Origin of the sequence: Actinosynnema sp. NPDC002837 (genome assembly GCF_040295345.1) — a bacterium.
Taxonomy (GTDB): Bacteria; Actinomycetota; Actinomycetes; order Mycobacteriales; family Pseudonocardiaceae; genus Actinosynnema.
In genome coordinates this window covers 113,817-138,177 of record NZ_JBEOVG010000016.1, presented here as the reverse complement: position 1 = coordinate 138,177, position 24,361 = coordinate 113,817, and the positions used below count along the sequence as shown (strand labels likewise).

Genomic DNA, 24,361 nt, shown 5'->3' with positions numbered 1-24,361 from the left:
GCCGGGCAGCAGCCCGGCGGGCCCCCACGTATTAACCTCACCCGCGTGACGGTTTCCACCTTGGACTGGGGCACGACGTACCGGGTCACCGTGCTCGACCTCGGCCTGGCCTGCTGCGGCGTCGAGGTCATGGCGGCGCTGGAGGGCCACCGCCCGGAGCAGCTCGAAGCGCTGGGGGTCGATCCGGTGCACGCGGCGGGCGAGGCGCACGTGCTCGTCGTCTCCGGCACGGTCACCGACGCCATGTTGCCCGCGGTGATCGCGACCTACCGGGAGATGCCGGAACCGCGTTACGTGATCTCCGTCGGCGCGTGCAGCAACACCGGCGGGCCGTACTGGGACTCCTACAGCGTCACCAAGGGCATCGACCAGGCGCTGCCGGTGCACGTCGCCGTGCCGGGCTGCCCGCCACGTCCCGAGGCCCTGCTCGACGGCCTCGCCGCGCTGCACCGGATGGTGTCGTGAGCGCCGCCTCGCAGGCCCTGGCCTCCCGCATCCCCGACGCCCAGGTCAAGACGGCGTTCGGCCAGACGACCGCGCACGTGCCGCTGCACGCGTGGTCCGAAGCCGCCCGCCACGCGCGCGAGGAGCTGGGCTGCGCGCAGTTCGACTGGCTCGGCGTCGAGGACGCGGGCCGTCCCGGCGCCGCGGGACAGCGGCACGCCGTGCTGCTGCACGTGCTCGACCCCGACACCAAGGACGGCGTGCTGCTGCGCACCGAACTCGGCCCGGACGACGTGCTGCCGAGCGTGGCCGCCCAGTGGGCGGGCGCGGCGTGGCACGAGCGCGAGGCCGCGGAGATGTTCGGCATCGCCCTCGCCGACGGCGAACCGGCGCACCTGCTGCTCCCGGACGGCTTCAGCGGCCACCCGCTGCGCAAGGACTTCGTGCTGGCCTCCCGCGTGGTGCGCCCGTGGCCGGGCCGGCTCGAACCGGGCGAGGACGGCACGTCGTCGCCCAGCCGCAGGCGGGCCGCGCCACCCGGCGTGCCCGACCCGTCCTGGGGCCCGCGCTACGAGGAGGACACCCGTGGCTGAGCTGCCACCACGCACCCGAGGCGTCATCGCGCTGCTGGAGGCCAACTGCACGGTGTGCATGATCTGCGCCCGCGAGTGCCCCGACTGGTGCATCCACATCGACTCGCACACCGAGGTCGAGCAGCAGCCCGGTTCGGCCCGGCCCCGTGCGCGCAACGTGCTCGACCGGTTCGCCATCGACTACGGCCAGTGCCTGTACTGCGGCATCTGCGTGGAGGCGTGCCCGTTCGACGCCCTGCACTGGGCGCCGGACTTCTCCTACCCCGGCACGGGCGGCCTCGACGGCGAGGGCGCGGTGGCCGAGCTCGTCCACGAACGCGACGTGCTCGCCACGTGGGTCACGCACGTGCCGCCGCCACCGCCGCTGGACGAGGGCGCCGAGCCGGCTCCCGAGACCACCGCCACACGCCCGGCACGCCCCGGTACCGGAACCCCGCGCCGACCGGGCGCGTTGAGGGAGGGGACGTAGGAGCAGGCCGGAGGCGAAGCGTGCACAAGCACTTCAACGCGTTGAAGACCGCGTTGCTGCTCGCTGCCATGAGCGGGCTGATCGTGGCGATCAGCTCGCTGTTCGGCCGCACGGCCCTCGTCGTCGGCCTGCTGCTGGCGCTGGCCGTGAACGCCTACGCCTACTTCAACTCGGACAAGCTCGCGCTGCGCGCCATGCGCGCCAGGCCGGTGTCCGAGGTGGAGCAGCCCGCGATGTACCGGATCGTCCGCGAGCTGGCCATGGCCGCGCGCCGGCCGATGCCGCGCCTCTACGTCAGCCCCACCATCGCGCCGAACGCCTTCGCGACCGGCCGCAACCCGCGCAACGCCGCCGTCTGCTGCACCACCGGCATCCTCGACCTGCTCGACGAACGCGAGCTGCGCGCCGTGCTGGGGCACGAGCTGTCGCACGTCTACAACCGCGACATCCTCATCTCGTGCGTCGCGGGCGCGCTGGCCGGCGCGGTCAGCACGCTGGCGAACCTGGCGATCTTCGCGAGCGTCTTCGGCGGCGAGGGCGACGACGACCGGCCCAACCCGTTCGCGATCCTGCTCATCGCCGTGCTCGGCCCGATCGCGGCGCTCATCGTGCGGATGGCCGTGAGCCGGTCCCGGGAGTACCAGGCCGACGAGTCCGGCGCGGAGCTGACCGGCGACCCGCTGGCGCTGGCGTCGGCGCTGCGGAAGATCGACGTCGGCACGCGTGCCGCGCCGCTGGCGCCGGAGCCCGCCGTGGTCGCGCAGTCGCACCTGATGATCGCGAGCCCGTTCCGGGCGGGGGAGAACCGGGTCAGGCTGTTCTCCACCCACCCGCCGATCGAGGACCGCGTGCGCCGGCTCGAGGAGCTGGCCCGCCGGCACTAGCGGCCGGTGCTAGCGGGCTTCCAGTGCGACGTTCATCACGTACTGGCCGTAGCCGGACTTCGCCAGCTTCTCGCCGAGCACGTAGCACTCCTCCGAGGTGATGTACCCCATCCGGAGCGCGATCTCCTCCAGGCACGCGATGCGCACGCCCTGCCGGTGCTCCAGCACCTGCACGAACTGGCCCGCCTCCAGCATCGAGTCGTGCGTGCCGGTGTCCAGCCACGCGAAACCGCGGCCCAGGTCGACCAGCTTGGCGCGGCCTTCCCGCAGGTAGGCGAGGTTGACGTCGGTGATCTCCAGCTCGCCGCGCGGCGACGGTTCGAGCGACCTGGCGATGTCCACGACGTGGTTGTCGTAGAAGTACAGGCCGGTGATGGCCTTGTTCGACTTCGGCAGCGGCGGCTTCTCCTCGATGCTGATCAGCCTGCCGTCCGCGTCGACCTCGCCGACCCCGTACCGCTCCGGGTCCTTCACCGGGTAGCCGAACAGCACGCAGCCGTCCAGCTCGGCGGCGTTGTGCTGCAGGAGCTTGGAGAAGCCCTGGCCGTAGAAGATGTTGTCGCCGAGCACCAGCGACACGTCGTCGTCGCCGATGAAGGTCGCGCCGATGACGAACGCCTCGGCCAGCCCGTTCGGGTGAGGCTGCACCGCGTAGGAGATGCTCAGGCCGAACTGCGAGCCGTCACCGAGGAGCCGCCGGAACAGCGGCAGGTCCATCGGGGTCGAGATGAGCAGCACCTCGCGCACGCCCGCCAGCATCAGCACCGAGAGCGGGTAGTACACCATCGGCTTGTCGTAGACGGGCAGCAGCTGCTTCGACACCGCCTGGGTGATCGGGTGCAGCCGCGTGCCGCTGCCGCCGGCGAGGATGATGCCCTTCATCGGTAGTTGGTGAACTGGAGGGCGATGCCGAAGTCGGAGCTCTTGAGCAGGGCGATCACGTCTTGCAGGTGGTCCTTCTTCTTGCCCGTGACGCGCAGCTGGTCGCCCTGGATCTGCGCCTGCACGCCCTTGGGGCCCTCGTCGCGGACCTTCTTCGCGATCTCCTTGGCCTTCTCGCTCGAGATGCCCTGGACCAGGTTGCCGGTCACCTTGAACACCTTGCCCGACAGGGCCGGGTCGCCGATCTCGAAGGCCTTCATCGAGATGCCGCGCTTGACCAGCTTCTCCTGGAAGACGTCGATCGCGGCCCGGCAGCGCTCCTCGGTCTCGGACTGGAAGGCGATCGCCTCCTCGCCCGCCCAGGACACCTGAGTCCCCGTGCCGCGGAAGTCGAACCGGGTGCTCAGCTCCTTGGCGGCCTGGTTGAGCGCGTTGTCGACTTCCTGGCGGTCGACCTTGCTCACCACGTCGAACGACGGGTCTGCCACGTGCTCGGTACCTCCGCGTAGGTGGGTCTGGAACCGCCCGGAAGCCTACCGGGGAACCCGGTTGCGCATGCCCCCACGGGCTTATGTATTGTCTGCACCGCACCCGGCACCACCGGGCGCGGGGCGGGTTGCCCGAGCGGCCAATGGGAGCGGACTGTAAATCCGTCGCGAAAGCTACAGAGGTTCGAATCCTCTACCCGCCACGCAAAACAGGAACCCCTGCTCGCAGAAAGCGCGAGCAGGGGTTTTGCGTTGTGCCCTCTGGGGGTGCAACCCCCAGACCCCGCCCGGCGGGCGCTGCCCCCGGACCCCCGTTCGTACGTGGTCGCGTGGGTAGGTGACGGCCGGTTCGTAGGTGGTCGCGTGGGCAGATGAGGGCCGGTTCGTAAGTGGTGGGGGCACGATCGGGTGGGATCCTCGGTGGGGTCTTGGCGATCGGCCCGGAGTTGGGTCCTGGTGGCTGGTGTGGACGTAGGTGAGGCCGACGCGCAAGCGCTTCCTCTCGCTTGCGTGCCGGCCTCGACTGCAGCATAACCCATATCGAACGCTTGTTCGAGGGTTACGCGATGGCGGCTCGGCCCGCCTCGGTCAGCTCGGCGTCCGTGCGCTCGTCCAGACCCACCGCCCGCCGGGCCCGCAGCAGCCCCGCGTGGACCAGGTCGTGCGTGACCATCTGGTCGCAGCACGGCAACCCGTCCACGTACAGGTCAGGCTCGCGTCCCCCCGACAGCTCAGCCCGACCAGCGGCAACGGCGCGGAGCATGGATTTCGCCCGGCCGGACAACTCCCTCGCAACGTTCATGGCGGCCCCCTCGCCCGTCCTTCCCGTACCTGCTTCCTCGTCATGTAAGAGGTCTGGACCTGCGCTTCGAGTACCCCGCCCGGACAAGTTCACTCGGGTGGACGAGGGTTGCACCCACTGTCCCCTCCTGCGCCGTTCGGACGACGGCGCCACGCCGGGCGGCTGCTCCGTTCAGCCCACCGGGCGAGCAGGGCTAACGGGCGGGCCGGCGTTGCCAGGTCGTCCACAGCGGCCGGTAGCCGTGGGAGTACCAGAACGGTGCGGACAGGGGGTTGGGCAGGGCGTGGTGCAGCAGCGTCACGCCGACGCCCGCCTCGTCCAGCAACCCGTGCGCGTGGTCGGCCAGCGCCGCGCCGATGCCGCCGCCACGCGCGTCCCGCCGCACGCCGAGCAACCCGAGGTAGGCCACCGGCCGCACGGACGTCCGTGGGGCGATCCACTCCGCGTGCCTGGGCAGGTCGTAGTAGACGAACCCGACGACCTCCCCGTCGCGCTCCGCCAACCACCCGCACGGCTCCGGCCGCTCCAGCAGCGACGCGATGTGCTCGCGCAGCCGCTCGGCGCTGGACGGCCGGGCGGTGACCATGCCGAACAGGCTGTCGAACCGGAGCGTCTCCACGTTCAGCTCCACGGCCGCGTCGAGGTTCTCCTGCGTCAACGGCACGATCCGCGCCGTCGAACGGCGGTCGAAGCCACGGCCGGGCAGTCGGGCGGCGGTCACCAGCAACGGCGCGTAACCGTGCCGCGCCAGCACGTCCGCGGCCTCGACCGCACGACTGGGCACGGTCACCAGCGCGGCCGTGTCGTGATCGCCGCCTCCGCTCAGCGGCCACCGCCGCAGCAGGTCGTCCAAAGCCGCGCCGGGGTGCCAGTGCAACGAGTGCGTGCGCAGCGCGCCCCAGGAGGCGTTCAGGGCGTCCTCGGACAGCTCTGAGAAGGAGTACGGGTCGTCGACAGGAGTGATGTCGGGCAGTAACGGGTCCACGTCTGCCAGCTAACCCGTTCGCGACGTAGATTGCCGCCGTGGAGCTGTACGTGGTCGACGCGTTCACCGACCGCGCGTTCGCGGGCAACCCGGCGGGCGTGGTGCTGCTGGACGGTCCGGCGGACGAGCGGTGGATGCAGGCCGTCGCCGCCGAGATGAAGCACGCCGAGACGGCGTTCGTGCGGATCGACCGCGAGGACCCGGTGCCGCTGCGCTGGTTCACGCCCGTCGCCGAGGTGGACCTGTGCGGCCACGCCACCCTGGCCGCCGCGCACGTGCTCGGCGGCAGTCGCAGCTTCGACACCCGCAGCGGCGTGCTGACCTGCGCGGCCGAGGACGGCTGGGTGGAGATGGACTTCCCGGCCGACCCGGCGGAGCCGATCGAGATGACCACGCCGCTGCGCGCGGGCCTGCCGGGCGTCACGGTGAGGGCCGTCGCTCAGGCCGTGTCCGACGTCCTGGTGGAAGCCGCCTCCGCCGACGAGGTCCGCGAGCTCCGCCCGGACTTCGCCGCGCTGGCCGAGGTGCCCGGGCGCGGTGTGATCGTGACCGCACCGGGCGACCGGCCGGGGCTCGACGTGGTGAGCCGGTGCTTCTACCCCTCCTACGGAGTCCCGGAGGATTCCGTAACCGGTTCCGCGCACTGCACGCTCGCCTCGTGGTGGGCGCCGCGGCTCGGTCGGGCGAACCTGCTGGCCGAGCAGGCGTCGGCCCGCGGTGGGCTGGTCCGGACCACTCTGGACCAAGATCGCGTACGGCTCGCCGGACAGGCCGTGACGGTGATCCAGGGCCGACTGATCGTGTGATCCGATCTGTTACTTCTGGTGGCGTTGCGCTACACGACCTGCCATTTCGTCCCCCGACCGGGGTACATTGGCAGCCTTGGAGGGGTCCTGGTCGGTGTTCGGGGCCCCTCAGTCACGCCCGGAGCCCGTAGGCCGCGACCCGGCCCACCGCGACGACGGCCGACGAGGAGGCTGGATGTCCGACCACGCGTCGGCCACGGCGCCCAGCGCGCCGCCCCGGTCCACGAACCGCGCGTTCAGCGTGTTCGCGGTCCTGCTCCTCGTCGCGGGCGCGCTGTCCGCGTTCCTGGTGGGCAGCTGGCTGCCGGACACCGACCCCGACGTCGACCTGTGGTGGACCGGCCCGCTGCTGGTGATCGGGTTCCTGCTCGCCGAGCAGCTGGCCATCAACGTCGACGTGCGCAGCGGAGTGGCCTGGACCATCTCGTTCACCGAGATCCCGCTCGTGCTCGGCCTGCTGGTCGCGCCGTTCGAGATCGTGCTCGCCGCGCACGTGGTCGCGGGCGTGGGCACGCTGCTCGGCCGCCGCGTGCTCGACCGCGCCGTCTACAACGCGGGCCTGATGTTCATGGAGATCTCGGTCGCCTTCGCGGTCGCCGAGCTCGTGAAGCGGTTCCTCGGTGCGGAAGGCCCGTTCTGGGCGGGCGCGTTCATCGGCACGATCGCGGTGCCGCTGCTGGCCAGCGTGCTCGGCCTGACCGCGTTGCGGATGATGGGCAAGGGCATGCGGGTCGCGCCGAGCCTGCGCCTGGTGCTCCAGACCCTCGTGGTGGCCCTGCTGAACACCTCCGCGGGCCTGGCCGGCTACGAGATCGCCGACAAGGCGCCGTGGGGCGGCCTGCTGATCGGCCTCGTCTTCCTCGGCATCACCGCCATCTACCTGGCCTACTCCGGCCTGCTGCGCGAGCAGCGCGACCTGGAGGCGCTCAGCGAGGTGTCGCTGCGGGTGGCCCGCTCGGGCCGCCACGTCACCGGACCGCGCGGCGCGAACCAGGAGGAGGACGACGGCAGCGACGAGGACGACGACTGGCAGCTCATCGCCGAGCGCATCCGCGAGCAGCTGAACGCCAACCGCGTCGTGCTGCGGCTGCGCACCGACCCGCAGGCCCCGATGCGCACGCTGGTCTCGGGCGAGCCGCTGCCGCCGGGCATGCGCCGCGACGACCCGCGCGTGCTGCGCGAGGACGCCATGCTCCAGCTGCCCGGCGCGCAGGTGCGGTACTTCCGCATCGTGGACGCCGGCGAAGAGGTCTCCGAGGCCCTGGTCCGCCGCGACGCGCAGGAAGCGCTGGTCGTGCCGCTGCGCGGGGCGACCCAGCTGCTCGGCGCGGTCGAGGTGCACGACCGGCTCAGCCGGTGGCGCGGTTTCGGCAAGGCCGACATCCAGCTCCTGCGCACGCTGGCGAGCCACCTGTCCACCGCCGTGGACAACCGCCGCCTGCTAGCCCGGCTGCGCCACGACGCCTACCACGACCCGCTGACCGGCCTGCTCAACCGGCCCGGCTTCCGCGAGGCCGCCAGCGAGCCCATGCGCGAGGCGAACACGGCCGTGGTGGTGCGCATCGACCTCGACGTGCTGTCCACCGTCTCCGACGCGCTGGGGCAGGCGTGGGGCAACCGGATGGTCGTCGCCGCCGGCCGCCGGCTGCGCGACGAGCTTGGTCCGGAGGTGCCGCTGGCCAGGCTGGAGGGCGGCGCGTTCGCCGCGCTGCTGCTGGACCGGCAGGCCGAGCAGATCCAGGAGATCGCCGAACGGCTCCGCGCCGCGCTCTCGGTGCCGTACCCGGTCGACCGGCTCACCGTCGAGGCGGGCGCGGTCGTCGGCTGGGCCACCACCGCGGACTGCGAGGTCGACGAGCCGGACCCCGACGCGCTGCTGCAACGCGCCGACGTGGCGGTCCGGGCGACCAGCGACAACGAGCCGCTGCGCCAGTACGCGCCGAGCATGGGCCAGATCTTCCTGCGCCGCTTCCAGCTGGTGACGCAGTTCCGGTCCGCGCTGGAGAACGGCCAGATCTCCGTGCACTACCAGCCGAAGGTCGCGCTGCCGAGCCGCCAGGTGGTCGGCGCGGAGGCGCTGGTGCGGTGGAAGCACCCCGAGTTCGGCCGCGTCGACCCGGACGAGTTCGTGCCGGCCGTCGAGGCGACCGGCCTGGTGGACGTGCTCACCGACTTCGTCATGGACACGGCGTTGGCGCGGGTGCGGCTCTGGATCGACCGCGGGCTGCGGATGTCCATCGCGGTGAACCTGTCCGTGCGGACGCTGGCCGACGAGGAGTTCCCGGACCGGGTGGCGGCGGCGCTGAAGCGCCACGAGGTGCCGCCGGAGCTGCTCACGTTCGAGCTGACCGAGTCCGGCGTGATGGCCGACCCCGAACGCGCCCTGCCCGTGCTGCGGCGGCTGCACCAGATGGGCGTCGTGCTGGCCGTGGACGACTTCGGCACGGGCTACTCGTCGCTGGCGTACCTGAGGCAGCTGCCGGTGGACGAGGTGAAGATCGACAAGAGCTTCGTGCTCGGCATGGGCACCGACCTCGGTGACATGGCGGTGGTCCGGTCGATCGTGGAGCTCGGCCACTCGCTGGGGCTCACGGTGGTCGCCGAGGGCGTCGAGGACGACGCCGCGCGCGACCAGCTCGTCGGCATGGGCTGCGACGTGGCGCAGGGCTACCTGATCTCCCGGCCGCTGTCCGAGGACCGCTTCGAGGCCTGGTTGCGGGCGCGGACGGTCCAGGTCAGGGGCGCCCGGGATGAGACGGTGCTCACCCTGGTCCACTAGGAGGACCCCCCGATTTCCTTTCCACGGCACGCCTGTTGTAGAGTTCTCATGGCTCCGCAAGAGCAAGCCCCTTTAGCTCAGTCGGCAGAGCGTCTCCATGGTAAGGAGAAGGTCTACGGTTCGATTCCGTAAAGGGGCTCCACAACTGGCCGCGGTGCACGAGCATCGCGGCCGTGTTGTGTAAAGCGGTGTAGCTCAGTTGGTAGAGCAAGCGGCTCATAATCGCTGTGTCGCCGGTTCAAGTCCGGCCACCGCTACTCAGCTAGATCCCCGCCAGGCGGTAAGCCCGCACTGGTCGCCCGGTCGGGTCGGGGCACACGAGCTCTAGGAAGGCAAGGACCGTGGCTGCAACCGACGTACGCCCCAAGATCACCCTCGCGTGCGAGGAGTGCAAGCACCGGAACTACATCACCAGGAAGAACCGGCGCAACGACCCGGACCGCCTGGAGATCAAGAAGTTCTGCCCGAACTGCAAGACCCACCGCGCTCACAAGGAAACCCGCTGAGCCGGTAGCCAGGCGCACGACGAGGCCCGTCCCGGGATCCGGGGCGGGCCTCGTCGCGTATAACCTGCTGCGCGTGCCTCTCGACCAGTCCTTCGTCGGACGTTCCTACCCGCCGTCGCCGCCCTACGAGGTCGGCCGCGAGAAGATCCGCGAGTTCGCCGAGGCGGTCGGCGAGACGAGCCCGCTGCACCGCGACCCCGAAGCCGCCCGCGCGGCCGGGTACCGCGACGTCATCGCGCCGCCCACGTTCGCGATCATCGTGTCGATGAAGGCGAACGACGTGCTGGTCGAGGACCCCGACCTGGGCCTGGACTACAGCCGCGTGGTGCACGGCGACCAGGCGTTCGTCCACCACCGCCCGATCGTCGCCGGCGACCGCCTCACCACCGTGCTGCACGTGGACGGCATCACGTCGCGGATGGGCAACGACATGCTGGCGATCCGGGCCGAGGTCGGCACCGAGGACGGCGAGCCCGTCACGACCGGTCGCTGCACGCTCGTGGTGCGGGGGGAGGACGCGTGATCCGCGCTTCGGAGGTCTCCGTCGGCGACGAGCTGCCGCCGCTGTCGCTGCGCATCACCCGCGCCGACCTGGTCCGGTACGCGGGCGCGTCCGGCGACTTCAACCCGATCCACTGGAACGAGCGGTTCGCCCGCGAGGTCGGCCTGCCCGGTGTCATCGCGCACGGGATGCTCACCATGGGCATGGCCGTCCGGATCGTCACCGAGTGGGTCGGCGACCCCGGCGCCGTCGTCCAGTACGGCGTGCGGTTCGGCAGGCCCGTCCCGGTGCCCGACGACGACAAGGGCGCGTTGGTGGAGGTCACCGCGAAGGTGACCAAGGTCCTCGACGACGGGACGGTCAAGGTCAACGTGACGGCCTCGTTCGAGGGCAAGTCCGTGCTCGGCGGCGCGTCGGCCATCGTCCGGCTCGGCGCCTAGAACCCGCACAGCGCGCTGGTGTGCGGGCCCTTGGCGGTCGCCGAACGCCGCTCCACCTCGGCCACCCGCACCTCGCACGCCACGTCACCGCCGTCGGGCCCGATCGTGACGGTCAGCACGCCGTGGTCGGGCTCGCCGGTGGCGAGCAGCTCCAGCCGCCAGGGCAGCGCGGTCAGCTCCTCTTGGCGCGTCTCGCCGCCGCGGAAGGTCGAGTAGGTGACGGTGGCCCGTTCGGCCGTGCCGCTGACCTGGTAGACGACCAGGACGGGCGGTTCCGGCGCCGTGGTCCACAGCACGAGCGCGATCGCGCCCACCACGAGCGCCACCGAGGCCGTGACCACGAGCCACTTGCGGCGGCGTTCACGCTCGGGTGGGTCGGGTTCCGCCATGGTGGTTGCGCTCCTCGGGTGAAGATCAGTTCGACTGAATGGACCATCGGCCTAGTTCTACCGACGGTTACAGCGATCACCCAAAGGAGTTACCCGTCAGAAGTCCGAACACGTCGCGACCGCGTTCGGGCCGGACGCGGTCGCGGTCTTCCGCGCCTCGCCGTCCACGGTCACCTCGCACGTGACCGTGCCGCCGTCGGCGCCGGTCGTCACGTCGAGCGTCCCGCCGTGGAGCGTCCCCATGACCGTGAACTCCTTGGTCCACGGCAGCGCGGCGACCTCCTCCTCGGCGGTGGTGGCCGAGCCGCCGTCGCCGAAGGTGGAGTAGCTGACCGTGGCCCCCGGCGCGTCGCCGGTCACCTCGTAGCGGAGCACCGAACCCCGGTCGGCCTGCGCCTGGAGGTCGTCGAGCGCGTTCTCGGCGTCGGACGAGGCCCGGCCGAACACCGCCACCCACGCGACGCAGACGACGAGGCCCGCTGCGGACAGCGCGACGCCGGCGATCGCGAGCCCCTTGTTGTCGGCCTGCCCGCGGGAGATCCGGACCAGGCCGAACAGCCCGAGGGCGAGCCCCGCGACGACCAGCGGCCACGCGACGAGGCCGACCACCGGGATGAAGCTGAGCACCAAACCCAGGAGCCCGAGCACGAACCCGGCGGTGCCCGGGCCGTTCCGCCGCGGGTCGGACATGGCGCCTCCACTCCGTCAGGGTGGTACACATCACAGTTACCCGCCGTGACGCGAATGAGTCTCAATACGACGAAAGGCACCCCATTTGAGGTGCCTTTCGTGACGGAGCGTCGAAACTGTGTGCTACTACTCGACCTCGGCCAGCAGCTCGGCCATCCGCGTCACACCGGTCTTCAGGTCGTCGTCGCCGAGCGCGTACGACAGCCGCAGGTAGCCGGGCGTGCCGAACGCCTCACCGGGCACCACGGCCACCTCGGCGTGCTCCAGGATCAGCGCCGCGAGCCGGACCGTGTCGGTGATCTCGGCGCCGCGCAGCGTCTTGCCGATCAACGCCTTCACCGACGGGTACACGTAGAACGCGCCCTTCGGGGTCGGGCACTGGACGCCGGGGATCGCGGACAGCAGGTCGACGATGGTGCGCCGACGGCGGTCGAACGCCTCGCGCATCTCGTGCGCCGCGTCCAGCGGCCCGGACACGGCCTCCAGCGCGGCCCGCTGCGACACGTTCGCCACGTTCGAGGTCAGGTGGGACTGGAGGTTCGCGGCGGCCTTGACCACGTCGGTCGGGCCGATCAGCCAGCCGACCCGCCAGCCCGTCATCGCGTAGGTCTTCGCCACGCCGTTGAGCACGATCGTGCGGTCGGCCATCGCGGGCACGGCCACCGGCAGCGACACCGACTCGGCGCCGTCGTAGACCAGGTGCTCGTAGATCTCGTCGGTGATCACCCACAGCCCGTGCTCCAGCGCCCACTCGCCGATCGCGGTGATCTGCTCGCGGGTGTAGACCGAGCCGGTCGGGTTGGACGGCGAGCACAGCAGCAGCACCTTGGTCTTCGGGGTGCGCGCGGCCTCCAGCTGCTCCACCGTGACCAGGTAGTCGGTCGACTCGTCGGCCGTGACCTGCACCGGGACGCCGCCCGCCAGCGTGATCGCCTCGGGGTAGGTGGTCCAGTACGGCGCGGGCAGCAGCACCTCGTCGCCCGGGTCGACGATCGTGGCGAACGCCTGGTAGACGGCCTGCTTGCCGCCGTTGGTGATCAGCACCTGGGCGGCGGTGACCTCGTAGCCCGAGTCGCGCTTGGTCTTCGCGGCTACGGCTTCCCGCAGTTCGGGCAGGCCGGCGGCGGGCGTGTAGCGGTGGTTCTTAGGGTCCGCGCACGCGGCCTGAGCTGCGGCTACGATGGCGTCAGGGGTCGGGAAGTCCGGCTCGCCCGCACCGAAGCCGATCACCGGTCGGCCCGCGGCCTTGAGCGCCTTCGCCTTCGCGTCGACCGCGAGGGTGGCGGACTCGGCGATGCCGCCGATCCGCTGCGAGATCCGCTGGTGCTCGGAGGTGGTGGTCCCGGTGGTCGTCTCAGGCGTGCCCATGCCGCCAATCGTGGCAGATCGCACAACCGGGTAAGCGCCCGGCACCCCCTCTGACCGGGCCAGTTGGAAGGAGGGGCACTTGGTGCCGTATGCTTCCGGTCTTGGAACGTCCAGTCGCTGCCTCACGGGCCACGTGAGGAGGGTGCGGGACGTCTCCAGCCAGGGTGTCCGGGTTCCGGGCGCCAAAGGGGTGTAGCTCAACTGGCAGAGCAGCGGTCTCCAAAACCGCAGGTTGCAGGTTCAAGTCCTGTCGCCCCTGCGTCGAAGCGCGATGGTGAGCGGAGGACGGCATGAGCGAGGGCCGCGAGCAGGACCAGCCGGAAGAGCGCGAGGGCGCGTCCCGGCCGGTTACCGCCGCAGCGCGGCGCGAGCGCCGTGGCTCCGCGCGACCGGCGGGCCGCAAGGACTCCGTGGAGGCGAAGAAGGCGGCCGAGGCCGACTCCGACGCCGAGGAGGCCAAGAAGGGCCGCCCCACGCGTTCGCGGGCGGACTCGGAGAAGCGGGTCGGTTTCTTCGCCCGCATCGTCCGGTACATCCGCGAGGTGGTCAGCGAGCTGCGGAAGGTCATCTGGCCGACCCGCAAGCAGATGATCACCTACACGGGAGTCGTGTTGGTCTTCGTGGCCTTCATGGTGGCGTTGGTGTTCGGCCTGGATTCGGCCTTCGCCTGGGGCATGTTCAGGGTGTTCGGCTGAGCCGAGCGCCTGCCGCCCCGGGTGGCGGCGGAACATGTGATGCATGAGAGGAAGCGAGACCCACAGTGACCTCCGAGAACGGCGGCGTTGACGCCCAGGAGCTGAACGACCTGACCGACGAGCGGGACTTCGACGGTGGCGTCGAGGACGTCGAGCAGGCGGAGGCGTCGGAGGAGACCGAGGAGTCCGCCCCCGTCGAGGCCGAGTCCGGTGGCGACGTCGAGTCGGGCGGTGACGTCGAGTCCGGTGGCGACGTCGAGGCCGCCGTCGTCGACATCGACGCCGAGCCCGCGGACCCCGCCGAGGAGATGCGCGAAGCACTGCGGCGCGCGCCCGGCGACTGGTACGTCGTGCACTCGTACGCGGGCTACGAGAACAAGGTCAAGACCAACCTCGAGACGCGCATCCAGACCCTCGACATGGAGGACTACATCTTCCAGGTCGAGGTGCCGACCGAGGAAGTCACCGAGATCAAGAACGGCCAGCGCAAGCAGGTGCAGCGCAAGGTGCTGCCCGGCTACATCCTGGTCCGGATGGAGCTCAACGACGCGTCGTGGAGCGCGGTGCGCAACACGCCCGGCGTGACGGGTTTCGTCGGCGCGACCTCCAAGCCGTCGCCGCTGACCATCGACGAGGTGCTGAAGTTCCTGCTGCCCCAGGTCGAGCAGAAGCCCGCGGCCGGCAAGAAGAGCGCCGCGACGCCCGCGAAGTCGACCGTCGAGGTCGACTTCGAGGTCGGCGAGTCGGTCACCGTCATGGACGGCCCGTTCGCGACGCTGCCCGCGACGATCAGCGAGGTCAACGCGGACGGCCAGAAGCTGAAGGTCCTGGTGTCTATCTTCGGCCGCGAGACCCCGGTCGAGCTGTCGTTCAGCCAGGTCTCCAAGATCTGACCAGGACAACAAGACTCCGGCTCCCCTGAACAAGGGGAGCCGGCAGCCACGCTGCGGCTGGCAGGGCCGCGCGCGGACACCGCAATAAAGGAACCGAGATGCCTCCCAAGAAGAAGAAGCTCGCAGCGATCATCAAGCTGCAGATCAAGGCCGGGGCCGCGAACCCCGCGCCGCCCGTTGGTCCCGCGCTGGGTCAGCACGGCGTCAACATCATGGAGTTCTGCAAGCAGTACAACGCCGCGACCGAGTCGCAGCGCGGCACCGTGGTGCCGGTCGAGATCTCCGTGTACGAAGACCGCTCGTTCGACTTCAAGCTCAAGACCCCGCCGGCCGCGAAGCTGCTGCTCAAGGCCGCCGGTGTGGAGAAGGGCTCGGGCGAGCCGCACCGCCTCAAGGTCGCCAAGGTGACCATGGACCAGGTGCGGGAGATCGCGCAGAACAAGATGGTCGACCTCAACGCCAACGACGTGGACCAGGCGGCGAAGATCATCGCCGGCACCGCCCGCTCCATGGGCATCACCGTCGAAGGCTGACCTTTCTCTTTCGTAGTTCGTGGGAGAGCCGCGCGCTGGCTCGTCACCACAACTGATCCACTTTAAGGACAGAAGCATGAAGCGCAGCAAGGCGTACAAGAACGCTGCTGAGCTGGTTGACCGTGAGCGGCTCTACTCGCCGCTGGAGGCAGCCAAGCTCGCCAAGGAGACTTCCAAGGTGAAGCTGGACGCGACCGTCGAGGTCGCCATCCGGCTCGGCGTCGACCCGCGCAAGGCCGACCAGATGGTCCGCGGCACCGTGAACCTGCCGCACGGTACGGGCAAGACCGCCCGCGTGATCGTCTTCGCGACCGGTGACAAGGCCGCCGAGGCCGAGGCCGCCGGCGCGGACGCGGTCGGCTCCGAGGACCTGATCGAGCGCATCCAGGGTGGTTGGCTCGACTTCGACGCCGCGATCGCCACGCCCGACCAGATGGCCAAGGTCGGTCGCATCGCCCGCATCCTGGGCCCGCGCGGCCTGATGCCGAACCCGAAGACCGGCACCGTGACGCCCGACGTCGCCAAGGCCGTGAACGAGATCAAGGGCGGTAAGATCAACTTCCGCGTCGACAAGCAGGCCAACCTGCACCTCGTCATCGGCAAGGTGTCGTTCGACCCGGAGAAGCTGGTCGAGAACTACGCCGCCGCGCTGGACGAGATCCTGCGCGCCAAGCCGTCCGCGGCGAAGGGCCGGTACCTGAAGAAGGTCACCGTCTCGACCACGATGGGCCCGGGCATCCCGGTCGACCCGAACCGGACGCGCAACCTGCTGTCCGACGAGGTCACCGTCTGACCACGGCTCGTCAGAACCACCCGAAGCGCCCCTCGGCCTCCCGCCGAGGGGCGCTTCGCGTCGTCAGGGGCAACTCGGCTCGGCCACGTACCCGGTGATCGCCCACGCGCCGCTGGTCTGCTCGGTGAGCACGAACTTGCCCAGCTTCGGCCCGCTGCGCACCTGCAGCGCACAGGAGCTGACCTCGACGGAGCCGGACTCGGGCGGTGTGACCATCGTCTGGGGGAACCCGAGCTGCCGGTAGCTGCTCACGTCGGTGACCTGGTCCTTCAGCTTCGTCACCGCGGCCGGGCAGTCGGTCTCGCCGAAGGCCTCGGCGAACGCCTTGCGCGGCCCGTCGCTCTTGAAGTACGCGCACGCGCGGCCGCCGTCACCGGTGCCGACGTGCTTGTAGAACTGGCCGATCGTGCCGTTGCTGCCGTACGGGTTGGCCGGCGCGATGACGTTGTTCTCGACGCCACCGCTGTCGACCGCCACGCCGCCCGGGTCGTCGCCGCCGAAGTACTGCTCGTAGAAGTAGGAGGCGACGAGCAGCACGACCACCAGGTACACCAGGCGGCGGACGAGCTTGCTGCGCAGCAGGATCTGCCACAGCGGCTTGCGGCGCGGACCGGGCGGTGGTGGGGCGGCCGGTGGGATTCCCGGCGGTGGGGTGGCGCCGGGTGGGAGGCCGGGTGGTGGGGTGGCGCCCGGGGGCAGGCTCGGCTGGTTGGCGCCTTGGGCCTGCTGGAAGCGCTGGAACTCCTGGAACCGTTGGAACTCCTGGAACTGCCGGAGCTGTTCCGGGTCGATGTCCGGTGGCGGCGGGTTCCTCGGCGGCTCTTCGGTCACGGGTCCCATCATGACCGATTTGGGTCGCCGTCAGCTCCCCTGCTAGGGTTGGCGACGGTTCACCAAAGACCGCTGGTCGTGCACGGCACTCGTCGTGCAGCGAAGGTCCCGCGAAGCGGGCGGCCCGCGCAGGAGAACGAGGAAGACCCAGGCGTGCTCGCACGCCCGTCACGCCCCGTGCTGCTGCGCTGGGGCGTTTTTGCTTTTCCCGGCCTGATCGCACTCGACCGGCTGTCACCAGCCCAGAGAGGAGGCGATCATGGCGAAGCCCAGCAAGGTTTCGGCCGTCGCCGAGCTCACGGACAAGTTCCGTGGAAGCTCGGCCGCTGTCGTGACCGAGTACCGTGGCCTCTCCATGGCGCAGCTCACCACGCTGCGTCGCGCTCTCGGCGCGGGCACCACGTACACCGTTGCGAAGAACACGCTGGTCAAGCGTGCCGCTGAGGACGCAGGCGTCGAGGGCCTCGAGGCCCTGCTCGTCGGCCCGACCGCCATCGCCTTCGTCGAAGGCGAGCCGGTCGACGCGGCCAAGGCACTGCGTGACTTCGCGAAGGACAACAAGGCCCTGGTCATCAAGGGCGGCTACATGGACGGCCGCCCCCTCTCGGTCGAAGAGGTCACCGCCATCGCGGACCTCGAGACCCGTGAGGTGCTGCTCGCCAAGCTGGCGGGCGCGATGAAGGGCAACCTGGCGAAGGCCGCGGGTCTGTTCCAGGCCCCCGCTTCCCAGGTCGCTCGCCTGGCTGCTGCCCTCCAGGAGAAGAAGGCCGCGGAGGCGCCTGCCGCCGCCGAGTCCGACGCTCCGGCCGAAAGCTGATCACACCCAGACACTCCGCGTCCCGGCCGCAGTTCGGGCGTTGAAAGAGAAAGGACCGCCATCATGGCGAAGCTCAGCACCGACGAGCTGCTCGACGCGTTCAAGGAGATGACCCTCCTGGAGCTCTCGAAGTTCGTGAAGGACTTCGAGGAGACCTTCGAGGTCACCGCCGCCGCTCCGGTCGCCGTTGCCGCTGCCGGCCCGGCCGGCCCCGCCGCCGCCGAGGTCGAGGAGAAGGACGAGTTCACCGTCGTCCTCGAGGGCGCCGGCGACAAGAAGATCCAGGTCATCAAGGTCGTCCGCGAGGTCGTCTCGGGCCTGGGCCTGAAGGAGGCCAAGGAGCTGGTCGAGTCCGCTCCGAAGCCGCTGCTGGAGAACGTGGCGAAGGACGTCGCCGACGCCGCCAAGGAGAAGCTCGAGGCTGCCGGCGCCAAGATCTCGCTCAAGTGATCTAGCGTCACCGCTGCCGCGAAGGCGGGCACCCGAACGGGGTGTCCGCCTTCGTGCTGTCTACGGCCGGTGATCTTGACCGTGCCGACGGGCGTGGCCCACCATCGGTGGCCGGAGGGGCGACGGGATGACCCTGCTCACACCGTTACCCACCCGAGACCGCATTAACCCAACTGGTGAGTAACCACGACAGGGCGGCCTCGTTGCACCGGTATGACGCCGGCCTGTCCGGTGTCGGGCGAAGCCGGCCGCTGACCTGGAGGTGCGATGGGCGTCGAGGTGGTCGTCGAGGGCCTGACCAAGTCCTTCGGCAAGCAGACCATCTGGCGGGACGTCACGCTCACCCTCCCCCCGGGCGAGGTCAGCGTGATGCTGGGACCGTCGGGCACGGGCAAGTCGGTCTTCCTGAAGTCCCTGGTCGGGCTGCTGAAACCGGAACACGGCAAGATCGTCATCAACGGCGTCGACCTGGTCCGCTGCTCCGAGCACAAGCTCTACGAGATCCGGAAGCTGTTCGGCGTCCTCTTCCAGGACGGCGCGCTGTTCGGCTCGATGAACCTCTTCGACAACGTCGCCTTCCCGCTGCGCGAGCACACCCGCAAGACCGAGGCCGAGGTCCGGCGGATCGTGCTCGAGAAGATGGAGATGGTGGGCCTCGTCGGCGCGGAGAAGAAGCTCCCCGGCGAGATCTCCGGCGGTATGCGCAAGCGCGCCGGCCTGGCCCGCGCCCTGGTGCTGGACCCCGAGATCATCCTGTGCGACGAGCCGGACTCCGGCCTCGACCCGGTCCGCACGGCCTACCTCAGCCAGCTCCTCATCGACCTGAACGCGCAGATCGACGCGACGATCCTGATCGTCACGCACAACATCACCGTGGCCCGCACGGTCCCGGACAACCTCGGCATGCTGTTCCGCCGCGAACTGGTCATGTTCGGCCCCCGGGAGGTGCTGCTGACCAGCGACGAGCCGGTGGTCGAGCAGTTCCTCAACGGTCGCCGCATCGGCCCGATCGGCATGTCGGAGGAGAAGGACCAGGCGACGATGGCCGCCGAGCTGGCGCACCGCGAAGCGGGCCACTCGGACGGCTCGCCGGACGAGGACGTGCGCGGCGTGGTGCCCCAGCTGGAACCGACGCCCGGCCTGCCGCCGCGCGGCGCGGTGCGCCGGCGCAAGGACCGGGTGATGACCATCCTGCACACGCTGCCGCCCGAGGCGCAGCAGAGCATCATCGCCAGCCTCACGCCCGAGGAGCAGCGCCACTACCGGGTGCTGGCCGGCGCGGGCGACCGGACGGGCCCGATCACCCCGAGCCCGTGGCCCCGCCAAGGGGGCGTGCTGTGAGCTCACCGGCGACGTTCCCCGGCGTCGGCGCGCTGCGCGAAACGGGGCGGATGTTCGCGCTGGGCGTGGACGTCGTGCGCAACACGTTCCGCCGCCCGTTCCAGCTGCGGGAGTTCATCCAGCAGTGCTGGTTCGTGGTGAGCGTGACGGTGCTGCCCACGGCGCTGGTGTCGATCCCGTTCGGCGCGGTCATCGCGTTGCAGATCGGCTCGCTGACCAGGCAGATCGGCGCGCAGTCGTTCACCGGCGCGGCGAGCGTGCTGGCGATCATCCAGCAGGCGAGCCCGATCGTGACGGCCCTGCTCATCGCGGGCGCGGGTGGCAGCGCGATCTGCGCGGACCTCGGCTCGCGCAAGATCCGCGAGGAGATCGACGCGATGGAGGTGCTCGGCGTCTCACCGATCCACCGCCTGGTCGTGCCGCGCGTGCTGGCCGCGATGCTGGTGTCCGTCCTGCTCAACGGCATGGTCAGCGTGGTCGGCGTGATGGGCGGCTACTTCTTCAACGTCATCCTGCAGGACGGCACGCCCGGCGCGTACCTGGCGAGCTTCAGCGCCCTCGCACAGCTGCCGGACCTGTGGATCTCCGAGATCAAGGCCCTGGTCTTCGGGTTCATCGCGGGCATCGTGGCCGCCTACCGGGGCCTGAACCCGGCGGGCGGGCCGAAGGGCGTCGGCGACGCGGTCAACCAGGCCGTGGTCATCACGTTCCTGCTGCTGTTCTTCGTGAACTTCGTGCTGACCACGATCTACCTCCAGGTCGTCCCGGCGAAGGGGAGCTGAGATGGCCGCGATCAACGACCGGTTCCGCAAGGCCGCGAACGCGCCGCTGTCCGTGCTGGACACGTTCGGCGACCAGCTGTGGTTCTACATCCGCGCCCTGTGCTGGACGCCGCGCACGCTGACCCGCTACCTGCGCGAGACGCTGCGGCTGCTGGCCGAGGTGAGCTTCGGCTCGGGCGCGCTGGCCGTCATCGGCGGCACGATCGGCGTGATGGTGGGCCTGTCGGTGTTCACCGGCACGGTCGTCGGCCTGCAGGGCTTCACCGCGCTGAACCAGATCGGCACGTCGGCGTTCGCGGGCTTCGTGTCCGCGTACTTCAACACCCGCGAGATCGCGCCGCTGGTCGCCGGCCTGGCGCTGAGCGCGACCGTCGGCTCCGGCTTCACCGCGCAGCTGGGCGCGATGCGGATCTCCGAGGAGATCGACGCGCTGGAGGTCATGGGCATCCCCAGCCTGCCGTACCTGGTCACCACCCGGATCATCGCGGGCTTCATCGCGATCATCCCGCTGTACGTGATCGGCCTGCTCACCTCGTACCTGGCGGCCAGGTTCATCACGGTCGAGTTCTACGGGCAGTCGGCGGGCACGTACGACCACTACTTCAACCTGTTCCTACCACCGGTGGACGTGCTCTGGTCGTTCGGCAAGGTGCTCGTCTTCGCCGTCGTGATCATCCTGACGCACTGCTACTACGGCTACCGCGCCAGCGGCGGCCCGGCGGGCGTGGGCGTCGCGGTGGGCCGCGCGGTGCGCACGGCGATCGTCACGACCAGCCTGCTGGACTTCTTCCTGAGCATGGCCATCTGGGGCACCACGACGACGGTGAGGATCGCGGGATGATCAAGCGGCGACTCATGGGCGTCGTGTTCATCGCGGTCATCGCCCTCTTCCTCTCGGTCACGGTGGCGATGTACAACGACGCGTTCACCGAGGTCGTGAAGGTGACGCTGAAGACCGACCGGGTCGGCAACCAGCTGCTCGTCGACTCCGACGTCAAGGTCCGCGGCATGATCGTCGGCCAGGTGAAGGACATCCGGACCTCCGGCGACGGCGCCGAGCTCGAACTGGCGCTCGAACCGGAGCAGGTCAGGCACATCCCGGCCAACGTCTCCGCGCGCCTGCTGCCGAAGACCCTGTTCGGCGAGCGGTACGTGCACCTGGTGCTGCCCGACGAGCGCGAGGACCCGCTCACCGACGGCGCCGTCATCGAGCAGGACCGCTCCAGCAGCGCCATCGAGCTGGAACGCGTGCTCGACGACCTGATGCCGGTGCTCCAGGCCGTGCAGCCGGAGAAGCTCGCCACCACGCTGACCGCGATGTCGCAGGCGCTGGAGAACCGGGGCAAGCCCCTGGGCGAGACGCTCGTGCAGCTGGACGCCTACCTGGGCGAGTTCAACCCGCAGCTGCCCAAGCTCAAGGACGGCATCAGCCGCCTCGCCGACGTCTCGAACGTCTACGCCGACGCCGCGCCCGACCTGGTGCAGGCGCTGTCGGACGCCACCGTCACCAGCCGCACGCTGGTCGAGCAGCGCGACAACCTGCTCGCCCTCTACGGCACGCTGACCACCACGTCGCTCGACCTGAACAGCTTCCTCGCCGTGAACAAGAACAACCTGATCCAGCTCGCGGACGTCAGCAAGCCGACGTTGGAGCTGCTGGCCAAGTACTCGCCCGAGTACCCGTGCCTGCTCAAGGGCCTGGCGGAGTTCAGGCCGATCATGGACGAGGTGTTCGGCAAGGGCACGAACGAGCCCGGCCTGCACATCACGCTGGAGATCACCGCCAACCGCGGCAAGTACGAGCCGGGCAAGGACGACCCGGAGTACGCCGACAAGCGCGGCCCGCGCTGCTACGACATCGTGCCGCGGCCGGACCCGTTCCCGCAGTACCCGCCGGAGGGCCCGGTCAAGGACGGCTCGACGTCGCCGCCGGCCGCGCGCTCGGCCACCGACGGCGTGCTGCCGCCCAACACGGGGACCATCCGGGAGGACGGCACGGTCGTGTCGTCGTTCGGCGGCGTGCCGTCGCTGGCGAACTCGCCGGAGGAGCAGGACTTCCTGGCCGCGCTGCTCGCGCCGCAGTTCGGGGTGGAGAAGCGCGACATGCCGAGCTTCACCGCGCTGCTGCTCGGACCCCTGTACCGGGGAGCGGAGGTGACGGCATGAGGTCCCTGGCCGCGCCGCTGATCAAGCTCGCCGTGTTCGCCGTGATCACGATCCTGGCGACCACGCTGCTCGCGGTGACCATCTCGAACGTCAACTTCAACGGCGCCACCGGCTACACCGCCCGGTTCACCGACGTCACCGCGCTCAACGAGGGCGACGACATCCGCATCGCGGGCGTCCGGGTCGGCCAGGTCGACGGGATCCGGGTGGTCGACCGGCGGCTGGCGGAGGTGGAGTTCTCGCTGGAGGGCGACCGCACGCTGCCCGCGTCGGTCACCGCGACGATCAAGTACCGCAACCTCGTCGGCCAGCGCTACATCTCGCTGGAGCACGGCGTGGGCGACGCGTCCGCGCTCAAGCCCGGCGACGTGATCCCGCTGGAGCGCACGAAGCCCGCGCTGGACCTGACGGTGCTGTTCAACGGCTTCAAGCCGCTGTTCCAGGCGCTGAACCCGGAGGACGTGAACCAGCTGTCCAGCGAGATCATCCAGCTGTTGCAGGGCGAGGGCGGCACGATCGACAGCCTGCTGCGCCACACCGCGTCGCTGACGTCCACGCTGGCGGGCCGCGACCAGGTGATCGGCGAGGTGATCGCCAACCTCAACGCCGTGCTGGACACCGTGAACTCGCGGACCGAGCAGGTGTCGACGCTGGTCACGACGTTGCAGGAGCTGACGACGGGCCTGGCGGGCGACCGCGAGCCGATCGGTGACGCGATCAGCGCCATGGGCGAGCTGACCACGACGACCGCCGACCTGCTCGACCAGTCGCGGCAGCCGTTGAAGGACGACATCGCCAACCTCGGCCTGGTGTCGAAGACGCTGGCGGACCACGAGGCGGTCGTGGAGAGCGTCATCCAGCGCCTGCCGACCAAGATCGAGGCGATGTCGCGGACCGCGTCCTACGGGTCCTGGTTCAACTTCTTCCTGTGCGAGGGCAGCGGGCAGGTCGCCGTGCCGCCGATCATCAACGACCCGATCCCGATCACGGCTCTGCCGGTGACGCAGCCGAGGTGCCGCCGATGAACCCCCAGCGCAACCCGGTGGCGGTCGGCGTGGTGAGCCTGACCGTGATCGCCCTGCTGCTGCTCGCCGCCTTCAACTCCGACGACCTGCCGATCATCGGCGGCGGCACCACCTACTCCGCCGAGTTCACCGAGGCCGCGGGCCTGATCCCGTCGAACGAGGTGCGGGTGGCCGGGGTGAAGGTCGGCAAGGTGACCAAGGTCGAGCTGGACGGCGACAAGGTGAAGGTGTCGTTCCGGGTGAAGGACGCCTGGGTCGGCGACCGCACGACCGCGGTGATCCGGATCAAGACGCTGCTCGGGCAGAAGTTCCTGGCGCTCGACCCGCAGGGCTCGCAGCCGCTGGACCCGGGCGAGCCGATCCCGCGCGAGCGCACGCTGTCGCCGTACGACGTGCAGGAGGCGTTCAACGGCCTGGCGTCCACGGTCGGCCAGATCGACACCCAGCAGCTCGCGGACAGCTTCCAGGTGCTGTCGGAGACGTTCCAGGGCTCGGCGGAGAGCGTGCGCGGCGCGTTGGACGGCCTGTCGGCGCTGTCGAAGACGATCTCCTCGCGCGACGAGCAGCTGGCCGAGCTGCTGGCCAACACCAACGAGATCACCAAGACCCTGTCCGACCGCAACGAGCAGTTCGAGAAGCTGCTCGCGGACGGCAACCTGCTGCTGGAGGAGCTGCGCAAGCGGCGGGACGCGATCGGGGCGCTGCTCAGGGGCACCCGCGAGCTGTCCAAGGAGCTGTCCGGCCTGGTCGCCGACAACTCCGCGCAGCTGCGGCCGGCGCTGGAGCAGCTGGAGCGGGTGACCACGATGTTGCAGCGCAACCAGGACTCGCTGGAGCGCAGCCTGGCGCTGATGGGCCCGTTCTTCCGGGTGTTCGCCAACACCCTGGGCAACGGCCGCTGGTTCGACGTCTACATCTGCGGCCTGCTGCCGCCGTCGGTGAACCTCGGCGTGGTCGGCTTCAACGAAGAGGGCTGCCTCCCTCCCGGCGTGCAGAGGGGGAACTGAC

29 protein-coding genes and 4 tRNA genes are annotated in these 24,361 nt (G+C 70.2%); 25 read left to right on the top strand and 8 right to left on the bottom strand.

Features of this window, described 5'->3' with window-relative positions; translation table 11 throughout:
• Positions 1-45: 45 nt before the first annotated feature.
• Genes ABTZ99_RS15150 through htpX form a run of 4 tightly spaced genes read left to right on the top strand, consistent with a single transcriptional unit; the run spans position 46 to position 2,390 of the window.
• Entirely contained in the window at positions 46-465 is a 420-nt protein-coding gene (locus ABTZ99_RS15150) for an NADH-quinone oxidoreductase subunit B (protein ID WP_499611689.1), read from the top strand.
• Entirely contained in the window at positions 462-1,037 is a 576-nt protein-coding gene (locus ABTZ99_RS15145; protein WP_498776457.1) for an NADH-quinone oxidoreductase subunit C, read from the top strand. Before ABTZ99_RS15150 ends, ABTZ99_RS15145 begins: the two co-directional genes overlap by 4 nt.
• On the top strand, positions 1,030-1,506 hold the full coding sequence (locus ABTZ99_RS15140; RefSeq protein ID WP_498776459.1) for a 4Fe-4S binding protein: 477 nt from the start codon (positions 1,030-1,032) through the stop codon (positions 1,504-1,506). The genes ABTZ99_RS15145 and ABTZ99_RS15140 overlap by 8 nt, the downstream gene beginning before the upstream one ends.
• A gap of 20 nt (positions 1,507-1,526) precedes the next feature.
• Complete coding sequence (gene htpX, locus ABTZ99_RS15135; RefSeq protein ID WP_498776461.1) at positions 1,527-2,390, top strand: zinc metalloprotease HtpX; 864 nt, start codon at positions 1,527-1,529, stop codon at positions 2,388-2,390.
• A 9-nt stretch (positions 2,391-2,399) separates the two neighbouring features.
• Here the strand turns inward: htpX and rfbA are convergent, their stop codons facing one another.
• Together rfbA and ABTZ99_RS15125 are read right to left on the bottom strand one after the other, a co-directional pair.
• Positions 2,400-3,272, bottom strand: coding sequence for a glucose-1-phosphate thymidylyltransferase RfbA (gene rfbA, locus ABTZ99_RS15130; RefSeq protein ID WP_499611684.1), 873 nt, complete (start codon positions 3,270-3,272; stop codon positions 2,400-2,402).
• Positions 3,269-3,760 (bottom strand): YajQ family cyclic di-GMP-binding protein, encoded by a 492-nt coding sequence (locus ABTZ99_RS15125; RefSeq protein ID WP_498776465.1) that lies wholly within the window; start codon positions 3,758-3,760, stop codon positions 3,269-3,271. Before ABTZ99_RS15125 ends, rfbA begins: the two co-directional genes overlap by 4 nt.
• A gap of 122 nt (positions 3,761-3,882) precedes the next feature.
• Between ABTZ99_RS15125 and ABTZ99_RS15120 the strand changes: the two genes are divergently transcribed.
• Positions 3,883-3,963 (top strand) — tRNA-Tyr (locus ABTZ99_RS15120).
• 356 nt (positions 3,964-4,319) lie between these two features.
• Here ABTZ99_RS15120 and ABTZ99_RS15115 read toward each other — a convergent pair.
• Positions 4,320-4,562: a hypothetical protein gene (locus tag ABTZ99_RS15115; protein ID WP_230566453.1), complete on the bottom strand. Its 243-nt coding sequence runs from the start codon at positions 4,560-4,562 to the stop codon at positions 4,320-4,322.
• A 193-nt stretch (positions 4,563-4,755) separates the two neighbouring features.
• Positions 4,756-5,547 carry a GNAT family N-acetyltransferase gene (locus ABTZ99_RS15110; protein WP_499611681.1) on the bottom strand — a complete coding sequence of 264 codons (792 nt, stop codon included), beginning with the start codon at positions 5,545-5,547 and terminating at the stop codon, positions 4,756-4,758.
• Positions 5,548-5,585: 38 nt separating this feature from the next.
• Between ABTZ99_RS15110 and ABTZ99_RS15105 the strand changes: the two genes are divergently transcribed.
• The 7 genes from ABTZ99_RS15105 (at position 5,586) to ABTZ99_RS15075 (ending at position 10,580) form a co-directional block, all read left to right on the top strand.
• Positions 5,586-6,353, top strand: coding sequence for a PhzF family phenazine biosynthesis protein (locus ABTZ99_RS15105; RefSeq protein ID WP_499611678.1), 768 nt, complete (start codon positions 5,586-5,588; stop codon positions 6,351-6,353).
• A gap of 175 nt (positions 6,354-6,528) precedes the next feature.
• The gene (locus tag ABTZ99_RS15100; RefSeq protein ID WP_498776493.1) at positions 6,529-9,132 is read left to right on the top strand and encodes a putative bifunctional diguanylate cyclase/phosphodiesterase; all 2,604 of its coding nucleotides are present in this window, start codon (positions 6,529-6,531) and stop codon (positions 9,130-9,132) included.
• A 66-nt stretch (positions 9,133-9,198) separates the two neighbouring features.
• A tRNA-Thr gene (locus ABTZ99_RS15095) sits at positions 9,199-9,274 on the top strand.
• Positions 9,275-9,316: 42 nt separating this feature from the next.
• Positions 9,317-9,389, top strand: a tRNA-Met gene (locus ABTZ99_RS15090).
• Positions 9,390-9,473: 84 nt separating this feature from the next.
• Positions 9,474-9,638, top strand: a complete 165-nt coding sequence (gene rpmG / locus ABTZ99_RS15085) for a 50S ribosomal protein L33 (protein ID WP_015105301.1) — start codon at positions 9,474-9,476, stop codon at positions 9,636-9,638.
• A gap of 73 nt (positions 9,639-9,711) precedes the next feature.
• Positions 9,712-10,161 (top strand): FAS1-like dehydratase domain-containing protein, encoded by a 450-nt coding sequence (locus tag ABTZ99_RS15080; RefSeq protein ID WP_498776495.1) that lies wholly within the window; start codon positions 9,712-9,714, stop codon positions 10,159-10,161.
• Positions 10,158-10,580, top strand: coding sequence for a MaoC family dehydratase (locus tag ABTZ99_RS15075; protein ID WP_498776497.1), 423 nt, complete (start codon positions 10,158-10,160; stop codon positions 10,578-10,580). Before ABTZ99_RS15080 ends, ABTZ99_RS15075 begins: the two co-directional genes overlap by 4 nt.
• Here the strand turns inward: ABTZ99_RS15075 and ABTZ99_RS15070 are convergent.
• The 3 genes from ABTZ99_RS15070 to ABTZ99_RS15060 form a co-directional block, all read right to left on the bottom strand.
• Positions 10,577-10,969, bottom strand: a complete 393-nt coding sequence (locus ABTZ99_RS15070; RefSeq protein WP_498776499.1) for a hypothetical protein — start codon at positions 10,967-10,969, stop codon at positions 10,577-10,579. The two genes, ABTZ99_RS15075 and ABTZ99_RS15070, sit on opposite strands and share 4 nt — an antisense overlap.
• A 96-nt stretch (positions 10,970-11,065) precedes the next feature.
• On the bottom strand, positions 11,066-11,659 hold the full coding sequence (locus ABTZ99_RS15065; protein WP_498776501.1) for an MmpS family transport accessory protein: 594 nt from the start codon (positions 11,657-11,659) through the stop codon (positions 11,066-11,068).
• A gap of 126 nt (positions 11,660-11,785) precedes the next feature.
• A complete protein-coding gene (locus tag ABTZ99_RS15060; protein WP_498776503.1) occupies positions 11,786-13,027 on the bottom strand; it encodes a pyridoxal phosphate-dependent aminotransferase in 1,242 nt (413 codons plus the stop codon).
• Positions 13,028-13,213: 186 nt separating this feature from the next.
• On the opposite strand from ABTZ99_RS15060, the gene ABTZ99_RS15055 reads away from it, so the two are divergent.
• The 5 genes from ABTZ99_RS15055 to rplA all read left to right on the top strand — a co-directional run bounded on the left by ABTZ99_RS15055 (position 13,214) and on the right by rplA (position 15,941).
• A tRNA-Trp gene (locus ABTZ99_RS15055) sits at positions 13,214-13,286 on the top strand.
• 31 nt (positions 13,287-13,317) lie between these two features.
• Positions 13,318-13,722 carry a preprotein translocase subunit SecE gene (gene secE, locus ABTZ99_RS15050; protein WP_230566462.1) on the top strand — a complete coding sequence of 135 codons (405 nt, stop codon included), beginning with the start codon at positions 13,318-13,320 and terminating at the stop codon, positions 13,720-13,722.
• 65 nt (positions 13,723-13,787) lie between these two features.
• Complete coding sequence (gene nusG, locus ABTZ99_RS15045; RefSeq protein ID WP_499611671.1) at positions 13,788-14,615, top strand: transcription termination/antitermination protein NusG; 828 nt, start codon at positions 13,788-13,790, stop codon at positions 14,613-14,615.
• Positions 14,616-14,713: 98 nt separating this feature from the next.
• Positions 14,714-15,148, top strand: a complete 435-nt coding sequence (gene rplK, locus ABTZ99_RS15040; RefSeq protein WP_106616850.1) for a 50S ribosomal protein L11 — start codon at positions 14,714-14,716, stop codon at positions 15,146-15,148.
• Between the two features lie 76 nt (positions 15,149-15,224).
• Positions 15,225-15,941, top strand: a complete 717-nt coding sequence (gene rplA, locus ABTZ99_RS15035) for a 50S ribosomal protein L1 (RefSeq protein WP_498776508.1) — start codon at positions 15,225-15,227, stop codon at positions 15,939-15,941.
• A 63-nt stretch (positions 15,942-16,004) separates the two neighbouring features.
• Here the strand turns inward: rplA and ABTZ99_RS15030 are convergent, their stop codons facing one another.
• Positions 16,005-16,772 carry a hypothetical protein gene (locus ABTZ99_RS15030; RefSeq protein WP_499611668.1) on the bottom strand — a complete coding sequence of 256 codons (768 nt, stop codon included), beginning with the start codon at positions 16,770-16,772 and terminating at the stop codon, positions 16,005-16,007.
• A gap of 259 nt (positions 16,773-17,031) precedes the next feature.
• Here ABTZ99_RS15030 and rplJ point away from each other — a divergent pair, with 259 nt between their 5' ends.
• The 8 genes from rplJ (at position 17,032) to ABTZ99_RS14990 (ending at position 24,360) form a co-directional block, all read left to right on the top strand.
• Complete coding sequence (gene rplJ / locus ABTZ99_RS15025) at positions 17,032-17,589, top strand: 50S ribosomal protein L10 (RefSeq protein ID WP_230566465.1); 558 nt, start codon at positions 17,032-17,034, stop codon at positions 17,587-17,589.
• Positions 17,590-17,652: 63 nt separating this feature from the next.
• Positions 17,653-18,039 (top strand): 50S ribosomal protein L7/L12, encoded by a 387-nt coding sequence (gene rplL, locus ABTZ99_RS15020; protein WP_230566466.1) that lies wholly within the window; start codon positions 17,653-17,655, stop codon positions 18,037-18,039.
• A gap of 267 nt (positions 18,040-18,306) precedes the next feature.
• Positions 18,307-19,380 (top strand): ABC transporter ATP-binding protein, encoded by a 1,074-nt coding sequence (locus ABTZ99_RS15015; RefSeq protein ID WP_498776513.1) that lies wholly within the window; start codon positions 18,307-18,309, stop codon positions 19,378-19,380.
• Positions 19,381-19,430: 50 nt separating this feature from the next.
• Complete coding sequence (locus tag ABTZ99_RS15010; RefSeq protein WP_498776600.1) at positions 19,431-20,162, top strand: MlaE family ABC transporter permease; 732 nt, start codon at positions 19,431-19,433, stop codon at positions 20,160-20,162.
• A 1-nt stretch (position 20,163) separates the two neighbouring features.
• Positions 20,164-21,003, top strand: a complete 840-nt coding sequence (locus ABTZ99_RS15005) for an MlaE family ABC transporter permease (protein ID WP_498776515.1) — start codon at positions 20,164-20,166, stop codon at positions 21,001-21,003.
• A complete protein-coding gene (locus ABTZ99_RS15000) occupies positions 21,000-22,328 on the top strand; it encodes an MCE family protein (protein ID WP_499611664.1) in 1,329 nt (442 codons plus the stop codon). The genes ABTZ99_RS15005 and ABTZ99_RS15000 overlap by 4 nt, the downstream gene beginning before the upstream one ends.
• Positions 22,325-23,353 (top strand): MCE family protein, encoded by a 1,029-nt coding sequence (locus tag ABTZ99_RS14995; RefSeq protein WP_499611662.1) that lies wholly within the window; start codon positions 22,325-22,327, stop codon positions 23,351-23,353. Before ABTZ99_RS15000 ends, ABTZ99_RS14995 begins: the two co-directional genes overlap by 4 nt.
• On the top strand, positions 23,350-24,360 hold the full coding sequence (locus ABTZ99_RS14990; protein WP_498776521.1) for an MCE family protein: 1,011 nt from the start codon (positions 23,350-23,352) through the stop codon (positions 24,358-24,360). Before ABTZ99_RS14995 ends, ABTZ99_RS14990 begins: the two co-directional genes overlap by 4 nt.
• Position 24,361 lies beyond the last annotated feature (1 nt).